The sequence below is a fragment of the Pseudomonas sp. AE27 genome, assembly GCF_037113495.1.
GTDB classification, from domain to species: Bacteria; Pseudomonadota; Gammaproteobacteria; order Pseudomonadales; family Pseudomonadaceae; genus Aquipseudomonas; species Aquipseudomonas palmensis.
Window position 1 is genome coordinate 4,507,811 of the sequence record NZ_CP146966.1, and the last position, 19,547, is coordinate 4,527,357.

Genomic DNA, 19,547 nt, shown 5'->3' on the forward strand with positions numbered 1-19,547 from the left:
CCCGCGATGGGCTGCAACGCGGCCCCCCACCAAAGCCCGGTTTGCGATGACCATGACCCCGACCCTCCCCCGCCGTCCGCGCTGGCGCAGCCTGGCCCTCCTGGCGCTGTGCCTGGCGCCGCTGCTGTGGCCGCTGCAACGTCTGGCCGAGCACTACTACCAGGAGGAACTGGCCAGCCAGAACCGCCAGACTCTGGACCTGTACGTGGCCAACCTGCTGGGCACCCTGCACCGCTACGAGACCCTGCCGCAGATCCTCGGTGACCTGCCGGCATTGCGCGCGGTGCTGGCCGACCCGATACGCCTCGAGACCCTGACCAACGCCAACCGCCTGCTCGACGACATCTGCGCGCAGACCGGCGCCGAGGTGATGTACCTGATGGACGTCAACGGCAACACCCTGGCGGCCTCCAACTGGAACAAGCACGACAACTTTGCCGGGCGCAACTTCTCGTTCCGCCCCTACTTCAGCGAAGCCATGCAGGGCCGGCTGGGGCGTTTCTTCGGCCAGGGCACCACCTCGGCCAAGCGCGGCTACTTCTTCGCCGCAGCAGTGCGCGACGGCGACCAGGTGATCGGCGTACTGGTGGCCAAGATCGACCTGGACCACACCGAAACCCTGTGGGGCAAGACCCCCGAGCAACTGCTGGTGACCGACCACAACGGCGTGGTGATCCTCACCTCGCGCCCCGACTGGCGCTTTCGCGCCACGCGCCCGCTCAGCGAGGCCGAGCGCGATGCGATCGTGGCGATCCAGCCCTACCCCACCACCACGCCCAAGCCCCTCAGGCTCAACCCCGATGCCTGGCTGACCCAGACCCAGGCCATCCCCGAGACCGGCTGGCAGGTCAGCATCCTGGCCCCGCGCACCCTGGTCGACCGCTCGGTGAGCACGGTGCTGTTCATCGGCGCCGCCACCCTGCTGGTGGTGATGCTGCTGCTCGGGCTGGTGATGCAGCGCCGGCGCAACTACATGGACCGCCTCGACTTCGAGGCCCGCGCCCGCCAGGAGCTGGAGCTGCGCGTGGCCGAACGCACCGCCGCCCTCGAAGGCCTCAACAGCCGCCTCAAGACCGAAGTGCTGGAGCGCGAGCAGGCCCAGCAGGAACTGGTGCGCGCCCAGGACGAGCTGGTGCAGGCCGGCAAGCTATCGGTGCTGGGCACCATGTCGGCAAGCATCAGCCATGAGCTCAACCAGCCGCTGGCGGCTATCCGCAGCTACGCCGAGAACGCCGAGATCCTGCTCGACCACCAGCGCACCGACGATGCGCGCAGCAACCTCAAGCTGATCAGCGAACTGACCGGGCGCATGGCCTCGATCATCGCCCACCTGCGCGCCTTCGCCCGGCGTGACCGGCATGCGCCGGAAAGCGTGGCGCTGCAGCCGGCACTGGACGACGCCCTGGCCCTGCTGGCCAAGCGGCGCCGGGCGATGGCGGTGGAGCTGGTGCGCGACCTGCCCGAGGCCACCCTGTGGGTGCAGGCCGGCGAAACCCGCCTGCGCCAGGTACTGGGCAACCTGCTGGCCAACGCCCTCGACGCACTGACCGAAAAGGCCAACCCGCGCAAGCTCTGGCTAAGTGCCGAACGCCGCGAAGGCAGCGTCTACCTGACCATTCGCGACAACGGCCCGGGCTTCAGCAGCCAGGCCCTGCTGCGCGCACGCGAGCCGTTCTTCACCACCAAGACGCGCACCCAGGGCCTGGGCCTGGGCCTGGCGATCTGCGATACGCTGATCAACGCGCTGGGCGGCGAGCTGGTGCTGGCCAACCACCCGGAAGGCGGTGCGCTGCTGACCCTGCAACTGCGCGTGGCCACCCCCGGCGCCGCGCTTCAAACCTCGGAGGACTCCTCGGCATGACGACCGACACACTGATCGACAGCCGCACCCAGGTCGTCCTGGTCGATGACGACCCGCACCTGCGTCAGGCCCTGAGCCAGACCCTGGACCTCGCCGGCCTGCGCGTGCTGCCCCTGAGCGACGCCCAGGGCCTGGCCGCGCGCCTGGAAAGCGACTGGCCCGGGGTGGTGGTGAGCGATATCCGCATGCCCGGCATCGACGGCCTGCAACTGCTCGAACAACTGCATGCCCAGGACCCGGACCTGCCGGTGCTGCTGATCACTGGCCACGGCGACGTGCCGCTGGCGGTGCAGGCGATGCGCGCCGGGGCCTACGACTTTCTCGAAAAGCCCTTCGCCAGCGACGCCCTGCTCGACAGCGTGCGCCGCGGCCTGGCGCTGCGCCGCCTGGTGCTGGACAACCGCAGCCTGCGCCTGGCCCTGAGCGACCGCCAGCAACTGAGCACGCGCCTGGTGGGCCAGTCGACCCCGATGGCCCGGCTGCGCGAGCAGATCGGCGCGCTGGCCGGCACCCGCGCCGATGTGCTGATACTGGGCGAGACCGGCGCCGGCAAGGAGGTGGTGGCGCGCGCGCTGCACGACCTGTCGAGCCGGCGCGACGGCCCGTTCGTGGCGATCAACGCCGGTGCCCTGGCCGAATCGGTGGTCGAGAGCGAGCTGTTCGGCCACGAGCCCGGCGCCTTTACCGGGGCGCAGAAGCGGCGCATCGGCAAGTTCGAATTCGCCAATGGCGGCACGCTGTTTCTCGATGAAATCGAGAGCATGAGCCTGGATGTACAGGTCAAGCTGCTGCGCCTGCTGCAGGAGCGGGTGGTCGAGCGCCTGGGCGGCAACCAGCTGATCCCGCTGGATATCCGCATCATCGCCGCCACCAAGGAAGACCTGCGCCAGGCTGCCGACCAGGGGCGTTTTCGCGCCGACCTGTATTATCGCCTAAACGTCGCGCCGCTGCGCATCCCCCCCCTGCGCGAGCGCGGCGACGATGTGCTGATGCTGTTCCAGCATTTTGCCGACGCCGCCAGCGAACGCCACGGCCTGCCCCCCCACGTGCTGCAACCGGCGCAACGTGCGACGCTGCTGCGCCATGCGTGGCCGGGCAACGTGCGCGAGCTGCAGAACGCCGCCGAGCGCTTCGCCCTGGGCCTGGAGCTGGCCCTGGACGGCGACAGCCCTGGCCCGGTCGATCAGGCGCAGGCAGCGCCGGGCAGCGGCAACCTCAGCGACCAGGTCGAGCAGTTCGAACGCTCGCTGATCGCCGCCGAACTGACCCGCCCGCACAGCTCGATGCGCAGCCTGGCCGAAGCCCTCGGCGTGCCGCGCAAGACCCTGCACGACAAGCTGCGCAAACACGGCCTGAGCTTTGCCGACAGCAATGCCAGTGGCACCGACGACACCGAGGACAACCGCTGATGAACCCGAGCCATTACCTGCAGGACGTGCTGCACGCCGACATCCCGCTGACCCGCGAGATGGGCCTGCAGGTGCTCGACTGGCAGCACCAGCGGCTGCGCCTGCAATTGCCGCTGGCGGCCAACGTCAACCACAAGAGCACCATGTTCGGCGGCAGCCTGTATTGCGCGGCCGTGCTGGCAGGCTGGGGCTGGCTGCACCTGCGCCTGCGCGAGGCGGGCATCGGCGACGGGCATATCGTCATCCAGGAAGGCCAGATCAGCTACCCGCTGCCGGTCACCGGCGCCGGCGTGGCGGTGTGCGCGGCGCCCGAGGCCAAGGTCTGGGAGCGCTTCGTGGCCACCTACCAGCGCTACGGCCGCGCGCGCCTGACCCTGCACACCCAGGTGTTCAACGAAGGCAGTGAAACGCCCGCCGTGCAGTTCGGCGGGCAGTACGTGCTACACCGCTGAGGCGAGCGCGAGCAGGCTGGCGCGCCACGGCGCTGCGGCTGGCAGGGCAAGGAAGAAAGGATTGAGCAGGCTTTCGCGGGATGGGTAGGCGAACGGCTGACCGTCCAGGCCCAGCACTTCGCCGCCGGCGCCTTCGAGCACGCCCTGGGCGGCGGCGGTGTCCCACTGCGAGGTCGGCGCCAGGCGCGGGTAGCAGTCGGCGGCGCCTTCGGCGAGCAGACAGAACTTGAGCGAGCTGCCCACGGAGGTCAGCTCCAGCTCACCCACCGCCGCACTCAGGCCGGCCAGCAGGCGCTCCTGCTCGGGGCTGCTGTGGCGGCGGCTGGCGACCACGGTGAACGGGGTGCCGGCAGGCGGCGCCGCACGCACGCTGATCGGCGCTGCCGGCGCGTGCGGGTCTTCGTGCCAGGCGCCCAGGCCCTGGCCACCGTAGTAGCAACGCCCCGTGGTGGGCACCCCGACCACGCCGAATACCACCCGGCCCTGTTCGACCAGGGCGATGTTGACGGTGAACTCTTCGCTGCCGGCGATGAACTCCTTGGTGCCGTCCAGCGGGTCCACCAGCCACCAGCGCTGCCACTGTTGGCGCTCGGCCAGGCCGATGTCGCAGTCTTCCTCGGACAGCACCGGGATATGGGGCGCCAGCCGCTGCAGGCCAGCGGCGATCACGTCGTGGGCGGCGATATCGGCTGCGGTCACCGGCGAGGCATCGAGCTTGGTCTGCACGGCCACGTCCGCACGCCAGAAGGGCAGGATGGCAGCGCCCGCCTGCCGGGTCAGCTGCACCACCTGCTGCATCAGTTCGCGGTCGTTCATGCGCCGAACACGCCGCGCTGGGTCAGCAGGTCACGCACCAGGTACAGCGCCGCCAGCGCCCGCCCTTCGGAGAACTGCGGATGCTGGGCCAGGGCCGAGAGCTCGCGCAGGTTGACCTTGTCGACACGCATCGGCTCGGGCTCGTCGCCCTCCAGGCGCTCTTCGAACAGGTCGGTGGCCAGCACCACCTGGATCTTCTGGCTCATGTAGCCGGGCGACAGCGACAGCTCGGTCAGGTGTTCCAGCTGCCGGGCGCCGAAGCCGGCTTCTTCCTTGAGTTCACGGTTGGCCGCCGCCAGCACGTCTTCACCGGGCTCGATCAGGCCCTTGGGCAGCGACAGCTCGTATTCGTCGGTGCCGCCGCAGTATTCCTCCACCAGCACCGCGTGCTCGGCATCGAGCATCGCCACGATCATCACCGCGCCATAGCCGTTACCGCGCCCGACCAGGCGTTCATAGGTACGTTCGGTGCCGTTGCTGAAGCGCAGCTCGACCGCTTCGACACGGAACAGGCGGCTGCTTGCAACAATTTCGCGGCTGAGGACAGTGGGTTTCTGGCGCATGAGGGGGCGGCTCCTTGGCGGTAACGGGGTACTATACCGTCCACCGAGTCTGGATCGAACGAGAATATTTCACATGCCCTCCCTGACCTGGCACGACATCGATACCGTATTGCTGGATATGGACGGCACCCTGCTGGACCTGCACTACGACAACCACTTCTGGTTGGAGCACCTGCCCCAGCGCTACGCCGAGCTGCATGGCATCAGCCGTGCGATGGCCGAGCTGGAAATGCAGCCACTGTTCGAACGCCACGCCGGCTCGCTGAACTGGTACTGCCTGGATTTCTGGAGTGCCGAGCTGAAGCTGCCGGTTCGCGAGCTGAAACTGGAAACGGCCGACCTGATCGCACTGCGCCCGGACGCCGACACCTTTCTGCAGGCGATCCGCCAGGCCGGCAAGCGGGTGATCCTGATCACCAATGCCCATCGCGATTCGTTGTCGTTGAAGCTGGAGCGGGTGGCGCTGGCGCCCTATTTCGAGCGGCTGATCAGCTCCCATGACTATGGCTTCCCCAAGGAAGACCAGCAATTCTGGAGCGCATTGCACGCGGATACCGGGTTCGACCCGGCACGCAGCCTGTTCATCGACGACACCCTGGCGATACTGCGCAGCGCGCGCGACTTTGGCGTGGCGCACCTGCTGGCAGTGCGCCAGCCGGACAGCCGCAAGGGGCCGCGGGATACGGCGGAGTTTGCGGCGCAGGAAGATTATCGGGACTTGTTGCAGGGGCTGTAGGCCGCTTCGCCGGCTCCTACACAAGGCACCTTACCTGTAGGAGCCGGCGTTGCCGGCGAAGGCCGCACCACCAAGCTGGAGCCTTACTCCGGAATACGCAGCGTCTGCCCCGGGTAGATCTTGTCGGGATGGCTCAGCAACGGCTTGTTGGCCTCGAAGATCTTGTTGTACTGGTTGGCATTGCCATACACCGCCAACGAAATCGCACTCAGCGTGTCGCCCTTCTTCACCACCACGAAACGCGCCGCCGCCACGACCGGGCCGGTCACGGTGAGCTGGTCGTCCACCGACGCCACGCCGGCAATGTTGCCCAGCGCCAGCAGGATCTTCTCCTTCTCTTCCTGGCTGCCTACCTCGCCCTTGACCGTGACCTTGTCGCCGTCGACGGTGGTCTGGATGTTCGGGTTGCCCAGGCCGACCTTCTGCACGTGCTCCTTCAACTGGTCGTCAGCCTTGGCGTTGCCGGGGGTGAGCAGGTCGATCAGTTTTTCACCCGCTTCTTTCACGAAACTAAAAATGCTCATCCTGTGCTCCTTAGGTATCAATGACCGGAGCAGGCAGTCTAGGACAAGATAGAATGCTTCGCCTGCCAATGCCCCGGAACGACGATGGATATCAAACAACTCAAATTCCTCATCGCCCTGGATGAAACCCGCCACTTCGGCCAGGCCGCCGCGCGCTGCCACGTGACCCAGCCCACGCTGTCGATGCGCCTGCGCAACCTGGAGCGCGAACTGGGCCTGCCGCTGGTCAACCGCGGCCAGCGTTTCGAGGGCTTCACCGCCCAGGGCGAGCGCGTGCTGGCCTGGGCGCGCTCGGTACTCTCGGCCTACGACGGCCTGTACGCCGAGGCCGCCGCCTGTCGAGGGCACCTGGCCGGCACGCTGCGCCTGGGGGTGGTGCCGCTGTCGAGCTTCGACCCGCTGCCGCTGCTGCAGCGCCTGCACCGCCAGCACCCCGAGCTGCGTTTCGAGCTGAGCGCGTTGAGCTCCGAACAGATTCTCGACCAGCTGGCGAGCAACCGCCTGGACCTGGGCGTGTCGTACCTGGAGCGTCTCGACAGCGAGCGCTTCGAGGCCCTGCCCCTGGGCGACACACGCATGGGCCTGCTGTTCGACCCACGTCACTTCGCATTCGCCGAACAGCCGTTGAGCTGGGAGGCCGTGGCCGAGCTGCCGCTGGGCCTGCTGACCGCCGGCATGCACTTTCGCCAGTCCATCGACCACGCCTTCCACACCCGCGGCCTGGCCCCGCAGTTGCTGTTGCAGACCGACGCCGTTCATCAGCTGGTGCAAGCGGTGGAGGGTGGCCTGTGCTGCGCGGTAATGCCGCTGAACGCCGGGCTCGAAGCACTCACCGGGCACCTGCGCCTGCAACCGATAGACCAGGCCACCACGCTGGCGCCTCTGGGGCTGATCATGCGCCGCAGCGCGCCGCGCTCGGCCCTGGCCGAGGCCTGCATCGCCGAGTACCGCCTGTCGCTCGACCCGGCGTGATCGACGCGCTCTATCAATGCATCGGCAGTAGCGATTAGACGATACCCGAGTGCAGGCCTAGGCTTAAGGCTGACCTGCCTGCCGGTACCTGCCGATGACCATCAAACCCCCGGCCTGCGTGGCGTCCACGCCCCTGGCCGCGCCCGCTGCCAGCAACCGCTACGACTACCGCCAGCTTGACGACAACAGCCAGGGTGGCGCCGACCTCGCCGAAGAGGTGGCCCTGGCGATCGCCTACAACGGCATCAGCCAGGCGGTGATGCTGGTGAGCCCTACCGATCTGCACGACTTCATCGTCGGTTTCAGCATCGGCAGCGGCATCATCGCCTCCCCCGACGACATCTATGACGTGAGCTTCACGGCCAGCGGCTCGGCCATCCATGCCGAGGTGCAGATAGCCAGCCGCGCCTTCTGGAACCTCAAGAACCAGCGCCGCCAACTGGCCGGCACCAGCGGCTGCGGCCTGTGTGGCGTCGAGGCGGTGGAGCAGGCGCTGCCCGACCTGCAGGTGCTGCCCGGCGCGCCCCTGCCGCCGCCGCACTGGCTGGACGGCCTGCGCCAGCGCATCAGCGCCTTCCAGCCACTGGGCCAGCACTGCGGCGCGGTGCACGCGGCACTGTTCATGAACGATCAGGGCGAACTGCTGCTGGGCCGCGAAGACATCGGCCGGCACAACGCCCTGGACAAACTGATCGGAGCCCTGGTGCGTCAGCACATCGCCCTCGACGGCGGCCTGGCAGTAGTCACCAGCCGCTGCAGCCTGGAGCTGATCCAGAAGGTGCTGCGCGCCGGCATCCAGACCCTGGTGAGCCTGTCTGCGCCCACCGGCCTGGCGCTGCAATGGGCGCGCCGCCACCAGCTCAACCTTATCCATCTGCCGCACCACAGTGCGCCAAGGGTCTACAGCCCGGCGCAGGAGAGTCGCCCGTGAGCCTGCATCATCAAGCCGACCAGAAGCCGGTCCCCCGCTACAAGCCCTACCACGGCGCCGCCGGCGGCTGGGGCGCGCTGCGCAGTGTGGCGCAGGCCTGGATCGGCAGCGACAACGCGCTGAAGAACATCCGCGCCCTGCTCAAGACCAACCAGAACGGCGGCTTCGACTGCCCGGGCTGCGCCTGGGGCGACTCGCCGGAAAGCGGCATGGTCAAGTTCTGCGAGAATGGTGCCAAGGCGGTCAACTGGGAGGCCACCAAGCGCCGGGTCGATGCGGCCTTCTTCGCCCGCCACAGCGTCACCTCGCTGCTGGGCCAGAGCGACTACTGGCTGGAGTACCAGGGCCGGCTCACCGAGCCGATGGTGTACAACCCCTCCAACGACCGTTACCAGCCGATCAGCTGGGACAACGCCTTCGCCCTGATCGCGCGCCACCTCAACGGCCTGACCAGCCCCGACCAGGCGGAGTTCTATACCTCGGGCCGGGCCAGCAACGAGGCGGCCTACCTGTACCAGCTGTTCGTGCGCGCCTACGGCACCAACAACTTCCCGGACTGTTCGAACATGTGCCACGAGGCCAGCGGCGTGGCCCTGGGCCAGAGCGTCGGGGTCGGCAAGGGTACGGTGACCTTCGACGATTTCGAGCACGCCGACGCGATCTTCGTGTGGGGCCAGAACCCTGGTACCAACCACCCGCGCATGCTTGAACCGCTGCGCGAAGCGGTCAAGCGCGGTGCCCAGGTGGTGTGCGTGAACCCGCTCAAGGAGCGCGGCCTGGAGCGTTTCCAGCACCCGCAGCACCCGCTGGAGATGCTCACCAACGGTGATCGTCCGACCAACACCGCCTATTTTCGCCCCGCCCTGGGCGGCGACATGGCGCTGCTGCGCGGCATGGCCAAGTTCCTCCTGCAGTGGGAGCGCGAGGCGCAGGCAACAGGTGCGCCAGCGGTGTTCGACCATGCCTTCATCGCCGAGCACACTGCGGCCGTGGAGGCCTACCTTGAAGTGGTCGAGGCCAGCAGCTGGGAGCAGATCGTGCAGCAGTCGGGCCTGGGCCTGGCCGATATCGAGCAGGCCGCACGCATGTATGCGCGGGCCGAAAAAGTCATCATGTGCTGGGCCATGGGCATCACCCAGCACCGTCACTCGGTGCCGACCATCCAGGAAATCGCCAACCTGATGCTGCTGCGCGGCAACCTTGGGGTGCCGGGGGCCGGGCTATGCCCCGTGCGCGGCCACAGCAACGTGCAGGGCGACCGCACCATGGGCATCAACGAACGCCCGCCGGTGGCGCTGCTGGATGCGCTGGAGCGCCGCTTCGGCTTTGCCGTGCCGCGCCACAACGGCCACAACACGGTGGAGGCGATTCGCGCCATGCTCGATGGCAAGGCGCGGGTGTTCATCGGGCTGGGCGGCAACTTCGCCCAGGCCACCCCCGACACCGAACGCACTGCACAGGCGCTGCGCAACTGCGAGCTGACGGTGCAGATCAGCACCAAACTCAACCGCAGCCACCTGATCCACGGGCAGCAGGCGCTGATTCTGCCGTGCCTGGGACGTACCGATATCGACCTGCAGGGCGAAGGCCCGCAGGCAGTGACGGTGGAAGACTCGTTCAGCATGGTGCATGCCTCCAACGGCCAGCTCAAACCGCTGTCGCGCCAGATGCGCTCGGAGCCGGCGGTGATCGCCGGAATCGCCGCCGCCACCCTGGGCAGCAAACCGGTGGACTGGCACTGGCTGGTGGCCGACTATGGGCGCATTCGCGAACTGATCGCCGACACCATTCCAGGGTTCGAGGGGTTCAACCAGCGCCTGCAGCACCCCGGTGGCTTCTACCTGGGCAACAGCGCCGGCCAGCGCCAGTGGAAGACACCCAGCGGGCGGGCCAACTTCAAGGCCAATGCGTTGCCCGACGACCTGCTGCACGAGAGCGTACGCGCCAGCGGCCAGGTGCCGGACCTGATCATGCAGTCGATGCGTTCCCACGATCAGTACAACACCACCATCTACGGGTTGGATGACCGTTACCGTGGGGTCAAGGGGCAGCGCGACGTGCTGTTCGCCAACGAGGCGGATATCATCCGGCTGGGTTTCAACCCCGGTGACAAGGCCGATATCGTGTCGTTGTGGGGCGATGGCCGCGAGCGCCGGGTCAAGGGCTTCACCTTGCTGGCGTTCGACATTCCGGCGGGGCAGGCGGCAGCCTACTACCCCGAGGTGAACCCGCTGGTGCCGCTGGAAAGCGTGGGCGATGGCAGCCATACGCCGACGTCGAAGTTCGTGGCGATCAGGATCGAGGCGGCCAGCGCCACGGCCAGGATCATCTAGGCCCCTTCGCCGGCAACGCCGGCTCCCACAGGGTCTTGCGGCGCATGCAGAACGCTGTGGGAGCTGGCTTGCCAGCAGTTCGTTCAGCGCATAACTGCAGGCAAGAAAAAGGCCCTGGCATCACTGCCAGGGCCTTCGTCCCAAGTAAGCTCAGACCCGCAAAAACGCATTAAGTTTCACTGTAAAAACAGTAACTTATAAAATTGTATACACGTCGTGCCAATCGTCGGATTTGCGTTGCCAGCGCGTGTTGCAGAGCCTCAGGATCGCCTCGTCATCCCTTTGAGGCTCCCTTATGAAGTACTCCTCGATTCTGCTGTTGTCTCTCGGCCTGCTCAGTGGCGTTGCCTCGGCAGGTGGCTCCACCGAAGCCGGTATCGGCGGCGCATTGGGCGGGGTATTGGGTTCGGTGGTTGGCCAGTCGATCGGTGGCAGCACCGGTTCGGCCATCGGCGCCGGCCTGGGCGGTGCAGCCGGTAGCGCGGTAGGTGCCGACAAGCGCAGCCGCGGCGAGGCGGCCATCGGTGGCGCACTGGGTGCGGCCGGCGGCAACGTGGTGGGCCGCAGCGTGGGCGGCAACACCGGCAGCCTGATCGGCGCCGCAGCCGGCGGCGGTGCGGGCGGTGCACTGGGCAACTACATGGGCAACAAGAGCGACGACGAAGACCGCCGCTACAACAACCGCGGCCGCGGCTACGACGACCGCCGCCACTACCGCGATCGCGGCCACCACTACGGCCATCGCAAGCACGACAAACGCTGGCGTCACCGCTGAATTCCATCGACGCTGCCGGCCCCGCGCCGGCAGCGCCGCAGTTGTACCCGCAAACGTAGCAATCAAGCCATGTGCCATCACGCCATTGGCTTAAGCCATTCACCTAAGCCTTTCCCCGCCCCGCCCCCTGCGCGAAAACCTTCGAGCCTGTTGTTCGGCGAGCTTTCCAGCCTTTTATATTGACTGTCCGATCAACATCGGCAGGGGCCTGTTTGCGTCGGCTGTTTTGTGACTGACGGGTCGGCTTAAGGGGCGTCCCGATTTTGACGTCAAATAGCAATCGCTATGATCCGCCCCACCTTAAGCGACGCAGTGGGCGCACGGAATGCGGATGTACCTGGGAATATGGATCGGCACGGCCCTCGGCGCCTTCGGCCTGCTGCTCGACCTGCTGCCCCTGGGCCTGGCCGGGCTGTCGCTGGTGCTGCTTGCCAGCACCTTGCTGCGCCCGCGCCCCGTGGCACAGGTGGCTGCGGTCAGCGACGCGCCCATCGTGCTCGAACAGCCGCCACTGCACACCCTGCTGCCGGTGGTGGCGCCCAGCTGGATCGACAGCCTCCAACAGAGCCGAACCCTGCTGGGCGACAACATCAGCCAGTTGCTCGAACGCTTCGGCGCCATCAACCAGCGCCTGGAACACAGCCTCAACGACGCCGACAACGTGCTGGCCAATGGCGGCGTGGGCGAGAACCTGCGCGAGGCCAACCAGCGCCTGCGCCGGGTCACCGAAAGCTTCGCCGCCAGCAGCCAGCGCCAGCATGAATTTCTGACCACCATCAATCATCTGGGCAGCTACGCCGGCCAGCTCCAGCAGATGGCCAAGCGCGTGCAGGAAGTTGCCAGCCAGACCAACCTGCTGGCGCTCAATGCCGCCATCGAAGCTGCCCGCGCCGGCGAGTTCGGCCGCGGCTTCTCGGTGGTCGCCGACGAGGTGCGCAAGCTCTCCAGCCTGTCGGCCGAGACCGGCCAGTCGATGGACGCCAAGGTGGGCGAGATCAACCAGTCGATCCAGTCCAGCATCGATGCCGCCACCGCGCTGGGCAGCGAAGAGCAGGCCAACCTGCGCGAGCTGGAGCAGGTGCTCGACGAGGTAATCAGCGACCTGGGCGGTAACCTCGACGCCCTCGACGGCGCCTCGCGGGCGCTGCAACAGGATGCCCGCGCCACCCAGGCAGATATCCACGCGATCATGGTCAGCCTGCAGTTCCAGGATCGCGCCGACCAGATGCTCGACCACCTGCAGGCCGACCTGCTGCAACTGCTCGATGCCCTGGCGCACGACGACCCGCGCCTGCACGACCCGCAAGGCTGGCTGCAGCAATTGCGCCAGCGCTTCACCACCAGCGAGGAACGGGCTGGCCACAGCCAGTCGGCATCCAGCAGCGACGTGACCTTTTTCTAACTCCGGAAGCCCTGAACATGGCCAAGACCATCCTGATCGTGGACGACTCCGCCTCGATGCGCCAACTCGTGAAAATCAGCCTGGCCAGCGCCGGCCACCAGGTCATCGAAGCCTGTGACGGGCGCGACGCGCTGAACAAGCTCACCGGGCAGAAGATCAACCTGGTGATCAGCGACGTGAACATGCCCAACCTGGACGGCATCGGCCTGGTCAAGGCGCTCAAGGCGCGCAACGAATACCGCTTCACCCCGATCATGATGCTCACCACCGAAAGCGAGCAGGCCAAGAAGGCCGAGGGCCAGGCCGCCGGAGCGCGGGCCTGGATCGTCAAGCCGTTCCAGCCCCAGCAGTTGCTGGCGGCTGTCGAAAAGCTGATTGGCTGACGCGCATGTTCACACTCGCCGCAGCCACCGCCGACACCCCCGCACGGCTACGCCTGGACGGCGACCTGACCATCTATGAGGTGCGCGCCGCACGCGAGCAGCTGCTGGCCCTGTTGCCCGCTCAACCAGTGCCCTGGCAACTGGACCTGGGCGGCCTGGGCGAGCTCGACAGTGCCGGCGTGCAACTGCTGCTGAGCCTGCACAAGACCCTCTGCGCAAATGGCCACGACGCCGAGGTGATCGCCCTGCCGGGCAACGCCCGGGCGTTGCTGGAGCTGCTGCGCCTGCCCGCATTGTGCCCGGCCGGTACCCCCGTGCCGTGCGAGGAGTGAGCATGTTCGACGCCGAGCAATGGAGCCAGCTGCTGCAGGGCTTTCTCGAAGAGGCCCGCGACCTGCTCAAGGAAGCCGAAGACAGCCTGCTGCGCCTGGAAACCCGCCCCGATGACGACGCGGCGATCAACGCGCTGTTTCGCGCCGTGCACACGCTCAAGGGCTCGGCGGGGATCTTCTCCCTCGACCCACTGGTGGCGCTGGCGCACCAGCTGGAAAACCTGCTGATGGGGGTACGCGACGGTGCGCGGGTGCTGGACGCCTCGCTCACCTCGCTGATGCTGCAGTGCATGGACGAACTGGGGGTGATGCTCGACAGCATCGACCCGCAGCAGGTCAGCATGCCAGCGCACACGCCACGCCAGGCCGCCCTGCTGGCGGCATTGCAGGCACATCAGGGCGAGCTGCCCGCGTCTGTGGACAACCCGCTGGCAGCCCCGCACGGTGCGCCCCGCTTGCGTACCTGGCACCTGTCGATCCGCTTTGCCAGCGAGCTGCTGAGCAACGGCTTCGACCCGGCGGCGTTCATCCGCTACCTGGCGCGGCTGGGCGACATCCTCAGCCTGCAGACCCTCACCTGGGCCGTGCCGGAGCTCGACAGCCTCGACCCGGAGGCCTGCTACCTGGGCTTCGAAGTGAGCCTGCACAGCGACGCCAGCCGCGAGCAGCTCGAAGACGTGTTCGCCCTGGTGCAGGACTTCTGCACCCTGCGCCTGCAGGCCCAGGAGCCGACCGATACCGCCTTGCCGGCCGAACCCCGCGCACCGGCGCAAACGTTGGCGCCTGCAACCGCCACACCCTTGCCATCGATGCCCGCCGGCGAGCCGCGCACTGCCTCCAGCAGCCAGGTCAAGGTGGCTGCGCAAAAGCTCGACGAGCTGATCAACCTGGTCGGCGAGCTGGTCATCGCCACCGCCGGCGCCCAGATGCAGGCCCTGCGCAGTGCCCACGCCGCCTGCATCGAAAGCGTGCAGGCGGTGCAGCAACATGTGGAGCAGATCCGCGAGCGGGCGCTGAAACTGCGCATGGTCGAAGTGGGCGAGACCTTCAACCGCTTCCACCGCGTGGTGCGCGATGTGAGTCAGGCGCTGGACAAGCAGATTGCGCTGACCATCAGCGGCGGCGACACCGAGCTGGACAAGACCCTGATCGACCGCATCGCCGACCCGCTGGTGCACCTGGTGCGCAACGCCATCGACCACGGCATCGAGGCCCCTGCCGAGCGCCGCGCCGCCGGCAAGCCCGAGCAGGGTCAGCTGCGCCTGAACGCCTACCACGACTCGGGCATGATCGTGCTCGAGATCCAGGATGACGGGCGCGGCCTGAACACCGCGAAGATCCGCGAGAAGGCCATCGCCCGCGGCATGCTCGACGGCGATTCGCCGATGAGCGAACAGGACATCCACCTGCTGATCTTCGAAGCGGGTTTTTCCACCGCCGAGCAGGTGTCCAACCTGTCCGGACGCGGGGTGGGCATGGACGTGGTGCGCAGCGCCATCGACCAGTTGCGCGGGGTCATCGAGATCGACTCCAGGGCCGGCCATGGCTGCACCTTCCGCATCCGCCTGCCGCTGACCCTGGCGATCATCGACGGGTTTCTGGTGAGCGTGGGCGAGGAGCACTTCGTGATCCCGCTGGACATGGTCACCGAATGCATGGAGGCGCCCGCCAACCAGGCCGAGCAGGGCCACCTGAACCTGCGCGGGCGGCCGCTGCCGTGCATCGACCTGCAACCGCATTTCGGCCTGCCGCGCAGCGCCTGCGTGCGCCGCAACATCGTGGTGGTCAGCCAGGGCCGGCAGCATGCCGGGCTGATCGTCGACCAGTTGCACGGCGAACTGCAGACCGTGATCAAGCCCTTGGGGCAACTGTTCCAACACCTCAGTGGCATCAGCGGCTCGACCATCCTCGGCTCTGGCCAGGTGGCGCTGATACTCGATATCCCCAGCCTGTTCCGCCAGTCGCAGCAACGCGCCGAAGGCGAGACGCCGCACCTGTTGCCAAGCCCTTCCGGAGAATAGACATGCAGTTGATCAGCAATATGAAGATAGGCGTGCGCCTGACCCTGGGCTTTCTGCTGGTGGTGGCGCTGACCGCGCTCATCGGAGTCATCGGCCTGCGCAACCTGGAGCAGGTCAACGGCCTGTCGGACCGCATGTACGAGCTGGACGTGGCCGGCCTGAGCACCTTGCAGCAAGCCAACATCCAGCTGCTGATGGCCAACCGCGCCGTGCGCCAGAGCCTGCTCTCCACCACCGCCCAGGAGCGCGACCAGTCGGCCGCCACCGCCCGTGCGGCGATGGAAAAGACCCGCGAACTGCTGATCAAGGCGCGCGAGCACTTCATCACCAAGGAAGGCCGCGCCCAGGTGGAAAGAATCGACGCGCCGCTGCAGGCCTACATCAGCGTGGCCAACCAGTTGCTGGGGGTGCACCAGCAGTCGGGCGACCTGCAGATTGCTTCCGAAGCGCTGGCGCTGATGCCGCAGAACGTCGCGGCGGCCAACGTGGTCGACCAGTTGCTGGGTGAGGCCAGCGCTGCCAAGCAGGCGCGCGCCGGCGAGGCGAACGCCGAGATCAGCGTCATCTACGAACGCTCGCGGGTGCAGATGATCGCCCTGGTCGCCGCCGCAACCCTGATCGGCATGCTGATCGGCGTGCTGGTCACCCGCAGCATCACCCGGCCGCTGGCAGGCGCAGTGCAGGCCGCCGACCGCATGGCCGCAGGCGATCTGAGCCAGGACCTGGTAGTGACCCACAAGGACGAGACCGGGCAGTTGCTGGGCTCGATGCAGAACATGACCCTGCGCCTGCGCAGCATCCTGGGCGATGTGCGCAGCGCCGCCGATGCGCTGTCGTCGGCCTCCGAACAGGTCAGTTCGACCTCGCAATCGCTGAGCCAGGCGGCCAACGAGCAAGCCGCCAGCGTCGAGCAGACCAGCGCTTCGGTCGAGCAGATGTCGGCCTCGATCGCGCAGAACACCGAAAGCGCCAAGGTCACCGACGGCATCGCCGGCAAGGCGGCCAACGACGCGGTGCAGGGCGGCGGCGCAGTGGGCGACACGGTGCTGGCGATGAAGCAGATCGCCGAGAAGATCGGCATCATCGACGACATTGCCTACCAGACCAACCTGCTGGCGCTCAACGCCGCCATCGAGGCCGCCCGTGCCGGCGATCACGGCAAGGGCTTTGCCGTGGTGGCCGCCGAGGTGCGCAAGCTGGCCGAACGCAGCCAGGTGGCGGCGCAGGAAATCGGCCAGGTGGCCTCCAGCAGCGTGCAACTGGCCGAACAGGCCGGCAGCCTGCTCAGCGAGATCGTGCCCAACATCCAGAAGACCTCGGACCTGGTGCAGGAAATCACCGCCGCCTCGCAGGAGCAGAGCAGCGCCGCCGGGCAGATCAACATCGCCATGGGCCAGATGAACCAGATCACCCAGCAGAACGCCTCGGCTTCCGAAGAGCTGGCCGCCACCGCCGAAGAGATGAACGCCCAGGCCGGCCAGTTGCAGGAGCTGATCGGCTTCTTCCGCTTCGAGGCCGGCAGCACTGCGCGTGCCCTGCCCCGGGTGGGCGAACCGCAAGTCGGCGCCTACAAGCCCACCCACAAGGCGCTGATCGATGAAGGCCAGTTCGTCAGCTTCACTTGACCGAGGCGTCCCCATGCACACCCTAGAGTCTGCGGCGCCCGCGCCGCACCTGCCCACCAGTGTCCAGCACCTGACCTTTCGCGTGCGCGAGGCCGGCTATGCACTGCCCATCGAACTGGTGCGCGAGATCATCGAGTACGCCGAGATCACCCGCGTGCCGATGATGCCCGCCTACATTCACGGCGTGCTCAACCTGCGCGGCAACGTGGTGCCGGTACTGGACCTGGCAGCACGCTTCGGCATGGAACTGACCGAGGCCGGCAAGCGCACCTGCATCGTGATCATCGCCCTGCCCCTCGAGGACGGCGTGCAGCGCATCGGCCTGGTGGTGGATGCGGTGGACGCGGTACTCGACATCGACCCGCACGGGGTGGTGCCGGCGCCGCCGTTCGGCACCGGCATCCGTGCCGACTTCATTGCCGGCATGGCCCAGCAGGAACAGGGCTTTCTGATCATCCTGAACATGCCCCAGGTGCTGTCGCTGGAAGATATCCGCTACCTCAGCCAGGCGGCGAAGGGCTCCTGAATGCCCTCGACCTTCAAACTGCCGGTGCTGGGCGAACAGGAGTTCAGCCGCCTGCAGACGCTGATGAGCAGCGCCTCGGGCATCCACCTGGCCAGCAACAAGCGCTCGCTGGTGGCCGGGCGCCTGATGAAACGCCTGCGTCACTACCACCTGGACAACTACCGCGACTACCTGCACCTGATCGAGCGCCCGACCCACAGCCGCGAGCGGCGCCTGGTGATCGACCTGCTGACCACCAACGAGACCTACTTCTTTCGCGAGTTCCCGCACTTCGAATTCCTTGGCCAGTGGCTGGGCCGGCGCAAGGGGCCGCTGCGGCTGTGGAGCGCGGCCTGCTCGTCGGGCGAGGAACCCTACAGCCTGGCCATGACCGTGGCCGAGCACGCCACCGGTAGCGACTGGTCGATCCTGGCCAGCGACCTCAGCCAGAGCATGCTGGCGCTGGCCGAGCAAGGCATCTACGACATCGCCCAGGCGCGCTACTTTCCCGATGGCTGGATGCAGCGCCACTGCTTGTGCGGGGTCGGCGACATGCACGGGCGCCTGCGCGTGCAGGCGCACCTGCGAGCGCGGGTGAGCCTGCGCGAGATCAACCTGGTGCAGCCGCTGCCCGAAGGCCTGGGGCCGTTCGACGTGATATTCCTGCGCAACATCCTGATCTACTTCGACACCCCGCAGAAACAGCTGATCGTGCAGCGCCTGGTCAACCAGCTGCGCCCCGGCGGGCTGCTGTTCATCGGGCACGCCGAAAGCATCCACGGCTTCGAGCTGCCGCTCAGGCTGGTGCACCCCTCGGTGTTCGAGCGCGTATGACCGAGCGTGCGGCGGCGCCGGTGCGGGTGTTCATCGTCGACGACTCGGCGCTGGTGCGCCAGGTGCTCAACCAGTGCCTGAACGACCACCCGCGCATCCGCGTGATCGGCATGGCCGCCGACCCGCTGTATGCCATCGAGAAGATGCGCCGGGACTGGCCCGATGTGCTGGTGCTGGACATCGAGATGCCGCGCATGGACGGCCTGACCTTTCTGCGCCAGATCATGGCCGAGCGCCCCACGCCGACCATCATCTGCTCGACCCTCACCGAAGCCGGCACCGACCTCAATCTCCAGGCCCTGGCCGCCGGGGCGGTCGGCGTGTTCACCAAGGCCCGGCTGGGCCTGCGCCAGAGCCTGGAAAACCTCGCCAGCGGGCTGATCCGCAGCATCGAGGAAGCGGCCCGCACCCGCCCGGTATTGTTACCTCTGTCGCAGGCGAAAGAAAAAACCAGTGCACTGCCTGCAACCCCAAGCAAAACCACCGATCGAATCGTTACACTTGGCTGCTCGACCGGCGGCACCCAGGCGCTGGAATTCATCCTGCGTCAGCTGCCGCGCGATTGCCCGGGCATCGTGATCGTGCAGCACATGCCGGCCAGGTTCACTGCCGACTTCGCCAGGCGCCTGAACAGCCTCTGTCAGATCGAGGTGCGCGAGGCCAGGCATCTGGACCGTGTCCACAGCGGCCTGGCACTGCTGGCCCCGGGGGGCCTGCACATGCAGCTCAAACGCAGTGGTGCGCACTACCTGGTGGAGGTGCTCGACGGTCCCGCCGTCAATCGGCACAAACCCTCGGTCGATGTCCTGTTTCGCTCCGCCGCCCGGCATGCCGGGGGCAATGCCCTTGGCATCATCATGACCGGGATGGGCGATGACGGTGCCCGAGGCCTGCTGAGCATGCGTGAGCAAGGCGCCGCTACCGTGGCACAGGACGAGGCCAGTTGCATCGTGTTCGGCATGCCCAAGGAAGCCATACGGCTGGGTGCGGCCCAGGCGGTGGAACCGCTGACACGGTTGCCGGCGCTGATCGCCCAGTTCAGCGACAACCCACGTGCCAGCTGAGCCATACAC

The 19,547-nt window shown here is 67.3% G+C and carries 19 protein-coding genes; 16 read left to right on the forward strand and 3 right to left on the reverse strand.

The window, feature by feature from the left end; translation table 11 throughout:
- Nucleotides 1-46 precede the first annotated feature (46 nt).
- From V9K84_RS20635 to V9K84_RS20645, 3 genes are read left to right on the forward strand one after another with little or no spacing between them, the layout of a single operon-like run.
- A complete protein-coding gene (locus tag V9K84_RS20635; protein ID WP_081315192.1) occupies nt 47-1,861 on the forward strand; it encodes an ATP-binding protein in 1,815 nt (604 codons plus the stop codon).
- Nucleotides 1,858-3,270 (forward strand): sigma-54 dependent transcriptional regulator, encoded by a 1,413-nt coding sequence (locus V9K84_RS20640; RefSeq protein WP_043861648.1) that lies wholly within the window; start codon nt 1,858-1,860, stop codon nt 3,268-3,270. The genes V9K84_RS20635 and V9K84_RS20640 overlap by 4 nt, the downstream gene beginning before the upstream one ends.
- Nucleotides 3,270-3,722: a YiiD C-terminal domain-containing protein gene (locus V9K84_RS20645; RefSeq protein WP_043861647.1), complete on the forward strand. Its 453-nt coding sequence runs from the start codon at nt 3,270-3,272 to the stop codon at nt 3,720-3,722. The genes V9K84_RS20640 and V9K84_RS20645 overlap by 1 nt, the downstream gene beginning before the upstream one ends.
- Here the strand turns inward: V9K84_RS20645 and cysQ are convergent.
- Together cysQ and nudE are read right to left on the reverse strand one after the other, a co-directional pair.
- Nucleotides 3,711-4,538 carry a 3'(2'),5'-bisphosphate nucleotidase CysQ gene (cysQ, locus tag V9K84_RS20650; protein WP_078481599.1) on the reverse strand — a complete coding sequence of 276 codons (828 nt, stop codon included), beginning with the start codon at nt 4,536-4,538 and terminating at the stop codon, nt 3,711-3,713. The two genes, V9K84_RS20645 and cysQ, sit on opposite strands and share 12 nt — an antisense overlap.
- On the reverse strand, nt 4,535-5,101 hold the full coding sequence (gene nudE, locus V9K84_RS20655; RefSeq protein ID WP_043861645.1) for an ADP compounds hydrolase NudE: 567 nt from the start codon (nt 5,099-5,101) through the stop codon (nt 4,535-4,537). Before nudE ends, cysQ begins: the two co-directional genes overlap by 4 nt.
- 73 nt (nt 5,102-5,174) lie before the next feature.
- Here nudE and yrfG point away from each other — a divergent pair, with 73 nt between their 5' ends.
- The gene (gene yrfG / locus V9K84_RS20660; protein ID WP_088514120.1) at nt 5,175-5,837 is read left to right on the forward strand and encodes a GMP/IMP nucleotidase; all 663 of its coding nucleotides are present in this window, start codon (nt 5,175-5,177) and stop codon (nt 5,835-5,837) included.
- Nucleotides 5,838-5,920: 83 nt separating this feature from the next.
- On the opposite strand, the gene lysM is transcribed toward yrfG, so the two are convergent.
- Complete coding sequence (gene lysM / locus V9K84_RS20665) at nt 5,921-6,361, reverse strand: peptidoglycan-binding protein LysM (protein WP_058541679.1); 441 nt, start codon at nt 6,359-6,361, stop codon at nt 5,921-5,923.
- 84 nt (nt 6,362-6,445) lie between these two features.
- Here lysM and V9K84_RS20670 point away from each other — a divergent pair, with 84 nt between their 5' ends.
- From V9K84_RS20670 to V9K84_RS20725, 12 genes are all read left to right on the forward strand, one after another.
- Entirely contained in the window at nt 6,446-7,333 is an 888-nt protein-coding gene (locus tag V9K84_RS20670) for a LysR family transcriptional regulator (protein ID WP_054915921.1), read from the forward strand.
- A 94-nt stretch (nt 7,334-7,427) separates the two neighbouring features.
- A complete protein-coding gene (gene fdhD, locus V9K84_RS20675; RefSeq protein WP_043861641.1) occupies nt 7,428-8,264 on the forward strand; it encodes a formate dehydrogenase accessory sulfurtransferase FdhD in 837 nt (278 codons plus the stop codon).
- Nucleotides 8,261-10,597 carry an FdhF/YdeP family oxidoreductase gene (locus V9K84_RS20680; RefSeq protein ID WP_054915919.1) on the forward strand — a complete coding sequence of 779 codons (2,337 nt, stop codon included), beginning with the start codon at nt 8,261-8,263 and terminating at the stop codon, nt 10,595-10,597. Before fdhD ends, V9K84_RS20680 begins: the two co-directional genes overlap by 4 nt.
- A 295-nt stretch (nt 10,598-10,892) precedes the next feature.
- Nucleotides 10,893-11,372: a glycine zipper domain-containing protein gene (locus tag V9K84_RS20685; protein WP_043861639.1), complete on the forward strand. Its 480-nt coding sequence runs from the start codon at nt 10,893-10,895 to the stop codon at nt 11,370-11,372.
- A gap of 331 nt (nt 11,373-11,703) precedes the next feature.
- Nucleotides 11,704-12,774: a methyl-accepting chemotaxis protein gene (locus V9K84_RS20690; protein ID WP_256582765.1), complete on the forward strand. Its 1,071-nt coding sequence runs from the start codon at nt 11,704-11,706 to the stop codon at nt 12,772-12,774.
- A 17-nt stretch (nt 12,775-12,791) separates the two neighbouring features.
- The gene (locus V9K84_RS20695) at nt 12,792-13,157 is read left to right on the forward strand and encodes a response regulator (protein WP_043861637.1); all 366 of its coding nucleotides are present in this window, start codon (nt 12,792-12,794) and stop codon (nt 13,155-13,157) included.
- Between the two features lie 5 nt (nt 13,158-13,162).
- Complete coding sequence (locus V9K84_RS20700) at nt 13,163-13,489, forward strand: STAS domain-containing protein (RefSeq protein ID WP_088514118.1); 327 nt, start codon at nt 13,163-13,165, stop codon at nt 13,487-13,489.
- A 2-nt stretch (nt 13,490-13,491) separates the two neighbouring features.
- Nucleotides 13,492-15,510 (forward strand): chemotaxis protein CheA, encoded by a 2,019-nt coding sequence (locus tag V9K84_RS20705; protein ID WP_088514117.1) that lies wholly within the window; start codon nt 13,492-13,494, stop codon nt 15,508-15,510.
- A 2-nt stretch (nt 15,511-15,512) separates the two neighbouring features.
- Nucleotides 15,513-17,135, forward strand: a complete 1,623-nt coding sequence (locus V9K84_RS20710) for a methyl-accepting chemotaxis protein (RefSeq protein ID WP_043861634.1) — start codon at nt 15,513-15,515, stop codon at nt 17,133-17,135.
- 13 nt (nt 17,136-17,148) lie between these two features.
- Nucleotides 17,149-17,661 carry a chemotaxis protein CheW gene (locus tag V9K84_RS20715; protein WP_043861633.1) on the forward strand — a complete coding sequence of 171 codons (513 nt, stop codon included), beginning with the start codon at nt 17,149-17,151 and terminating at the stop codon, nt 17,659-17,661.
- Nucleotides 17,662-18,474, forward strand: a complete 813-nt coding sequence (locus V9K84_RS20720) for a protein-glutamate O-methyltransferase CheR (RefSeq protein ID WP_088514116.1) — start codon at nt 17,662-17,664, stop codon at nt 18,472-18,474.
- Nucleotides 18,471-19,538 carry a chemotaxis response regulator protein-glutamate methylesterase gene (locus V9K84_RS20725; RefSeq protein ID WP_088514115.1) on the forward strand — a complete coding sequence of 356 codons (1,068 nt, stop codon included), beginning with the start codon at nt 18,471-18,473 and terminating at the stop codon, nt 19,536-19,538. The genes V9K84_RS20720 and V9K84_RS20725 overlap by 4 nt, the downstream gene beginning before the upstream one ends.
- Nucleotides 19,539-19,547 lie beyond the last annotated feature (9 nt).

What these genes read in the sequence shown, in the direction of transcription:
- V9K84_RS20635 (WP_081315192.1), top strand. Translation starts at nt 47, where the DNA reads ATGACCATGACCCCGACCCTCCCCCGCCGTCCGCGCTGGCGCAGCCTG.
- V9K84_RS20640 (WP_043861648.1), top strand. Translation starts at nt 1,858, where the DNA reads ATGACGACCGACACACTGATCGACAGCCGCACCCAGGTCGTCCTGGTC.
- V9K84_RS20645 (WP_043861647.1), top strand. Translation starts at nt 3,270, where the DNA reads ATGAACCCGAGCCATTACCTGCAGGACGTGCTGCACGCCGACATCCCG.
- cysQ (WP_078481599.1), bottom strand. Translation starts at nt 4,538, where the DNA reads ATGAACGACCGCGAACTGATGCAGCAGGTGGTGCAGCTGACCCGGCAG.
- nudE (WP_043861645.1), bottom strand. Translation starts at nt 5,101, where the DNA reads ATGCGCCAGAAACCCACTGTCCTCAGCCGCGAAATTGTTGCAAGCAGC.
- yrfG (WP_088514120.1), top strand. Translation starts at nt 5,175, where the DNA reads ATGCCCTCCCTGACCTGGCACGACATCGATACCGTATTGCTGGATATG.
- lysM (WP_058541679.1), bottom strand. Translation starts at nt 6,361, where the DNA reads ATGAGCATTTTTAGTTTCGTGAAAGAAGCGGGTGAAAAACTGATCGAC.
- V9K84_RS20670 (WP_054915921.1), top strand. Translation starts at nt 6,446, where the DNA reads ATGGATATCAAACAACTCAAATTCCTCATCGCCCTGGATGAAACCCGC.
- fdhD (WP_043861641.1), top strand. Translation starts at nt 7,428, where the DNA reads ATGACCATCAAACCCCCGGCCTGCGTGGCGTCCACGCCCCTGGCCGCG.
- V9K84_RS20685 (WP_043861639.1), top strand. Translation starts at nt 10,893, where the DNA reads ATGAAGTACTCCTCGATTCTGCTGTTGTCTCTCGGCCTGCTCAGTGGC.
- V9K84_RS20690 (WP_256582765.1), top strand. Translation starts at nt 11,704, where the DNA reads ATGTACCTGGGAATATGGATCGGCACGGCCCTCGGCGCCTTCGGCCTG.
- V9K84_RS20695 (WP_043861637.1), top strand. Translation starts at nt 12,792, where the DNA reads ATGGCCAAGACCATCCTGATCGTGGACGACTCCGCCTCGATGCGCCAA.
- V9K84_RS20700 (WP_088514118.1), top strand. Translation starts at nt 13,163, where the DNA reads ATGTTCACACTCGCCGCAGCCACCGCCGACACCCCCGCACGGCTACGC.
- V9K84_RS20705 (WP_088514117.1), top strand. Translation starts at nt 13,492, where the DNA reads ATGTTCGACGCCGAGCAATGGAGCCAGCTGCTGCAGGGCTTTCTCGAA.
- V9K84_RS20710 (WP_043861634.1), top strand. Translation starts at nt 15,513, where the DNA reads ATGCAGTTGATCAGCAATATGAAGATAGGCGTGCGCCTGACCCTGGGC.
- V9K84_RS20715 (WP_043861633.1), top strand. Translation starts at nt 17,149, where the DNA reads ATGCACACCCTAGAGTCTGCGGCGCCCGCGCCGCACCTGCCCACCAGT.
- V9K84_RS20720 (WP_088514116.1), top strand. Translation starts at nt 17,662, where the DNA reads ATGCCCTCGACCTTCAAACTGCCGGTGCTGGGCGAACAGGAGTTCAGC.
- V9K84_RS20725 (WP_088514115.1), top strand. Translation starts at nt 18,471, where the DNA reads ATGACCGAGCGTGCGGCGGCGCCGGTGCGGGTGTTCATCGTCGACGAC.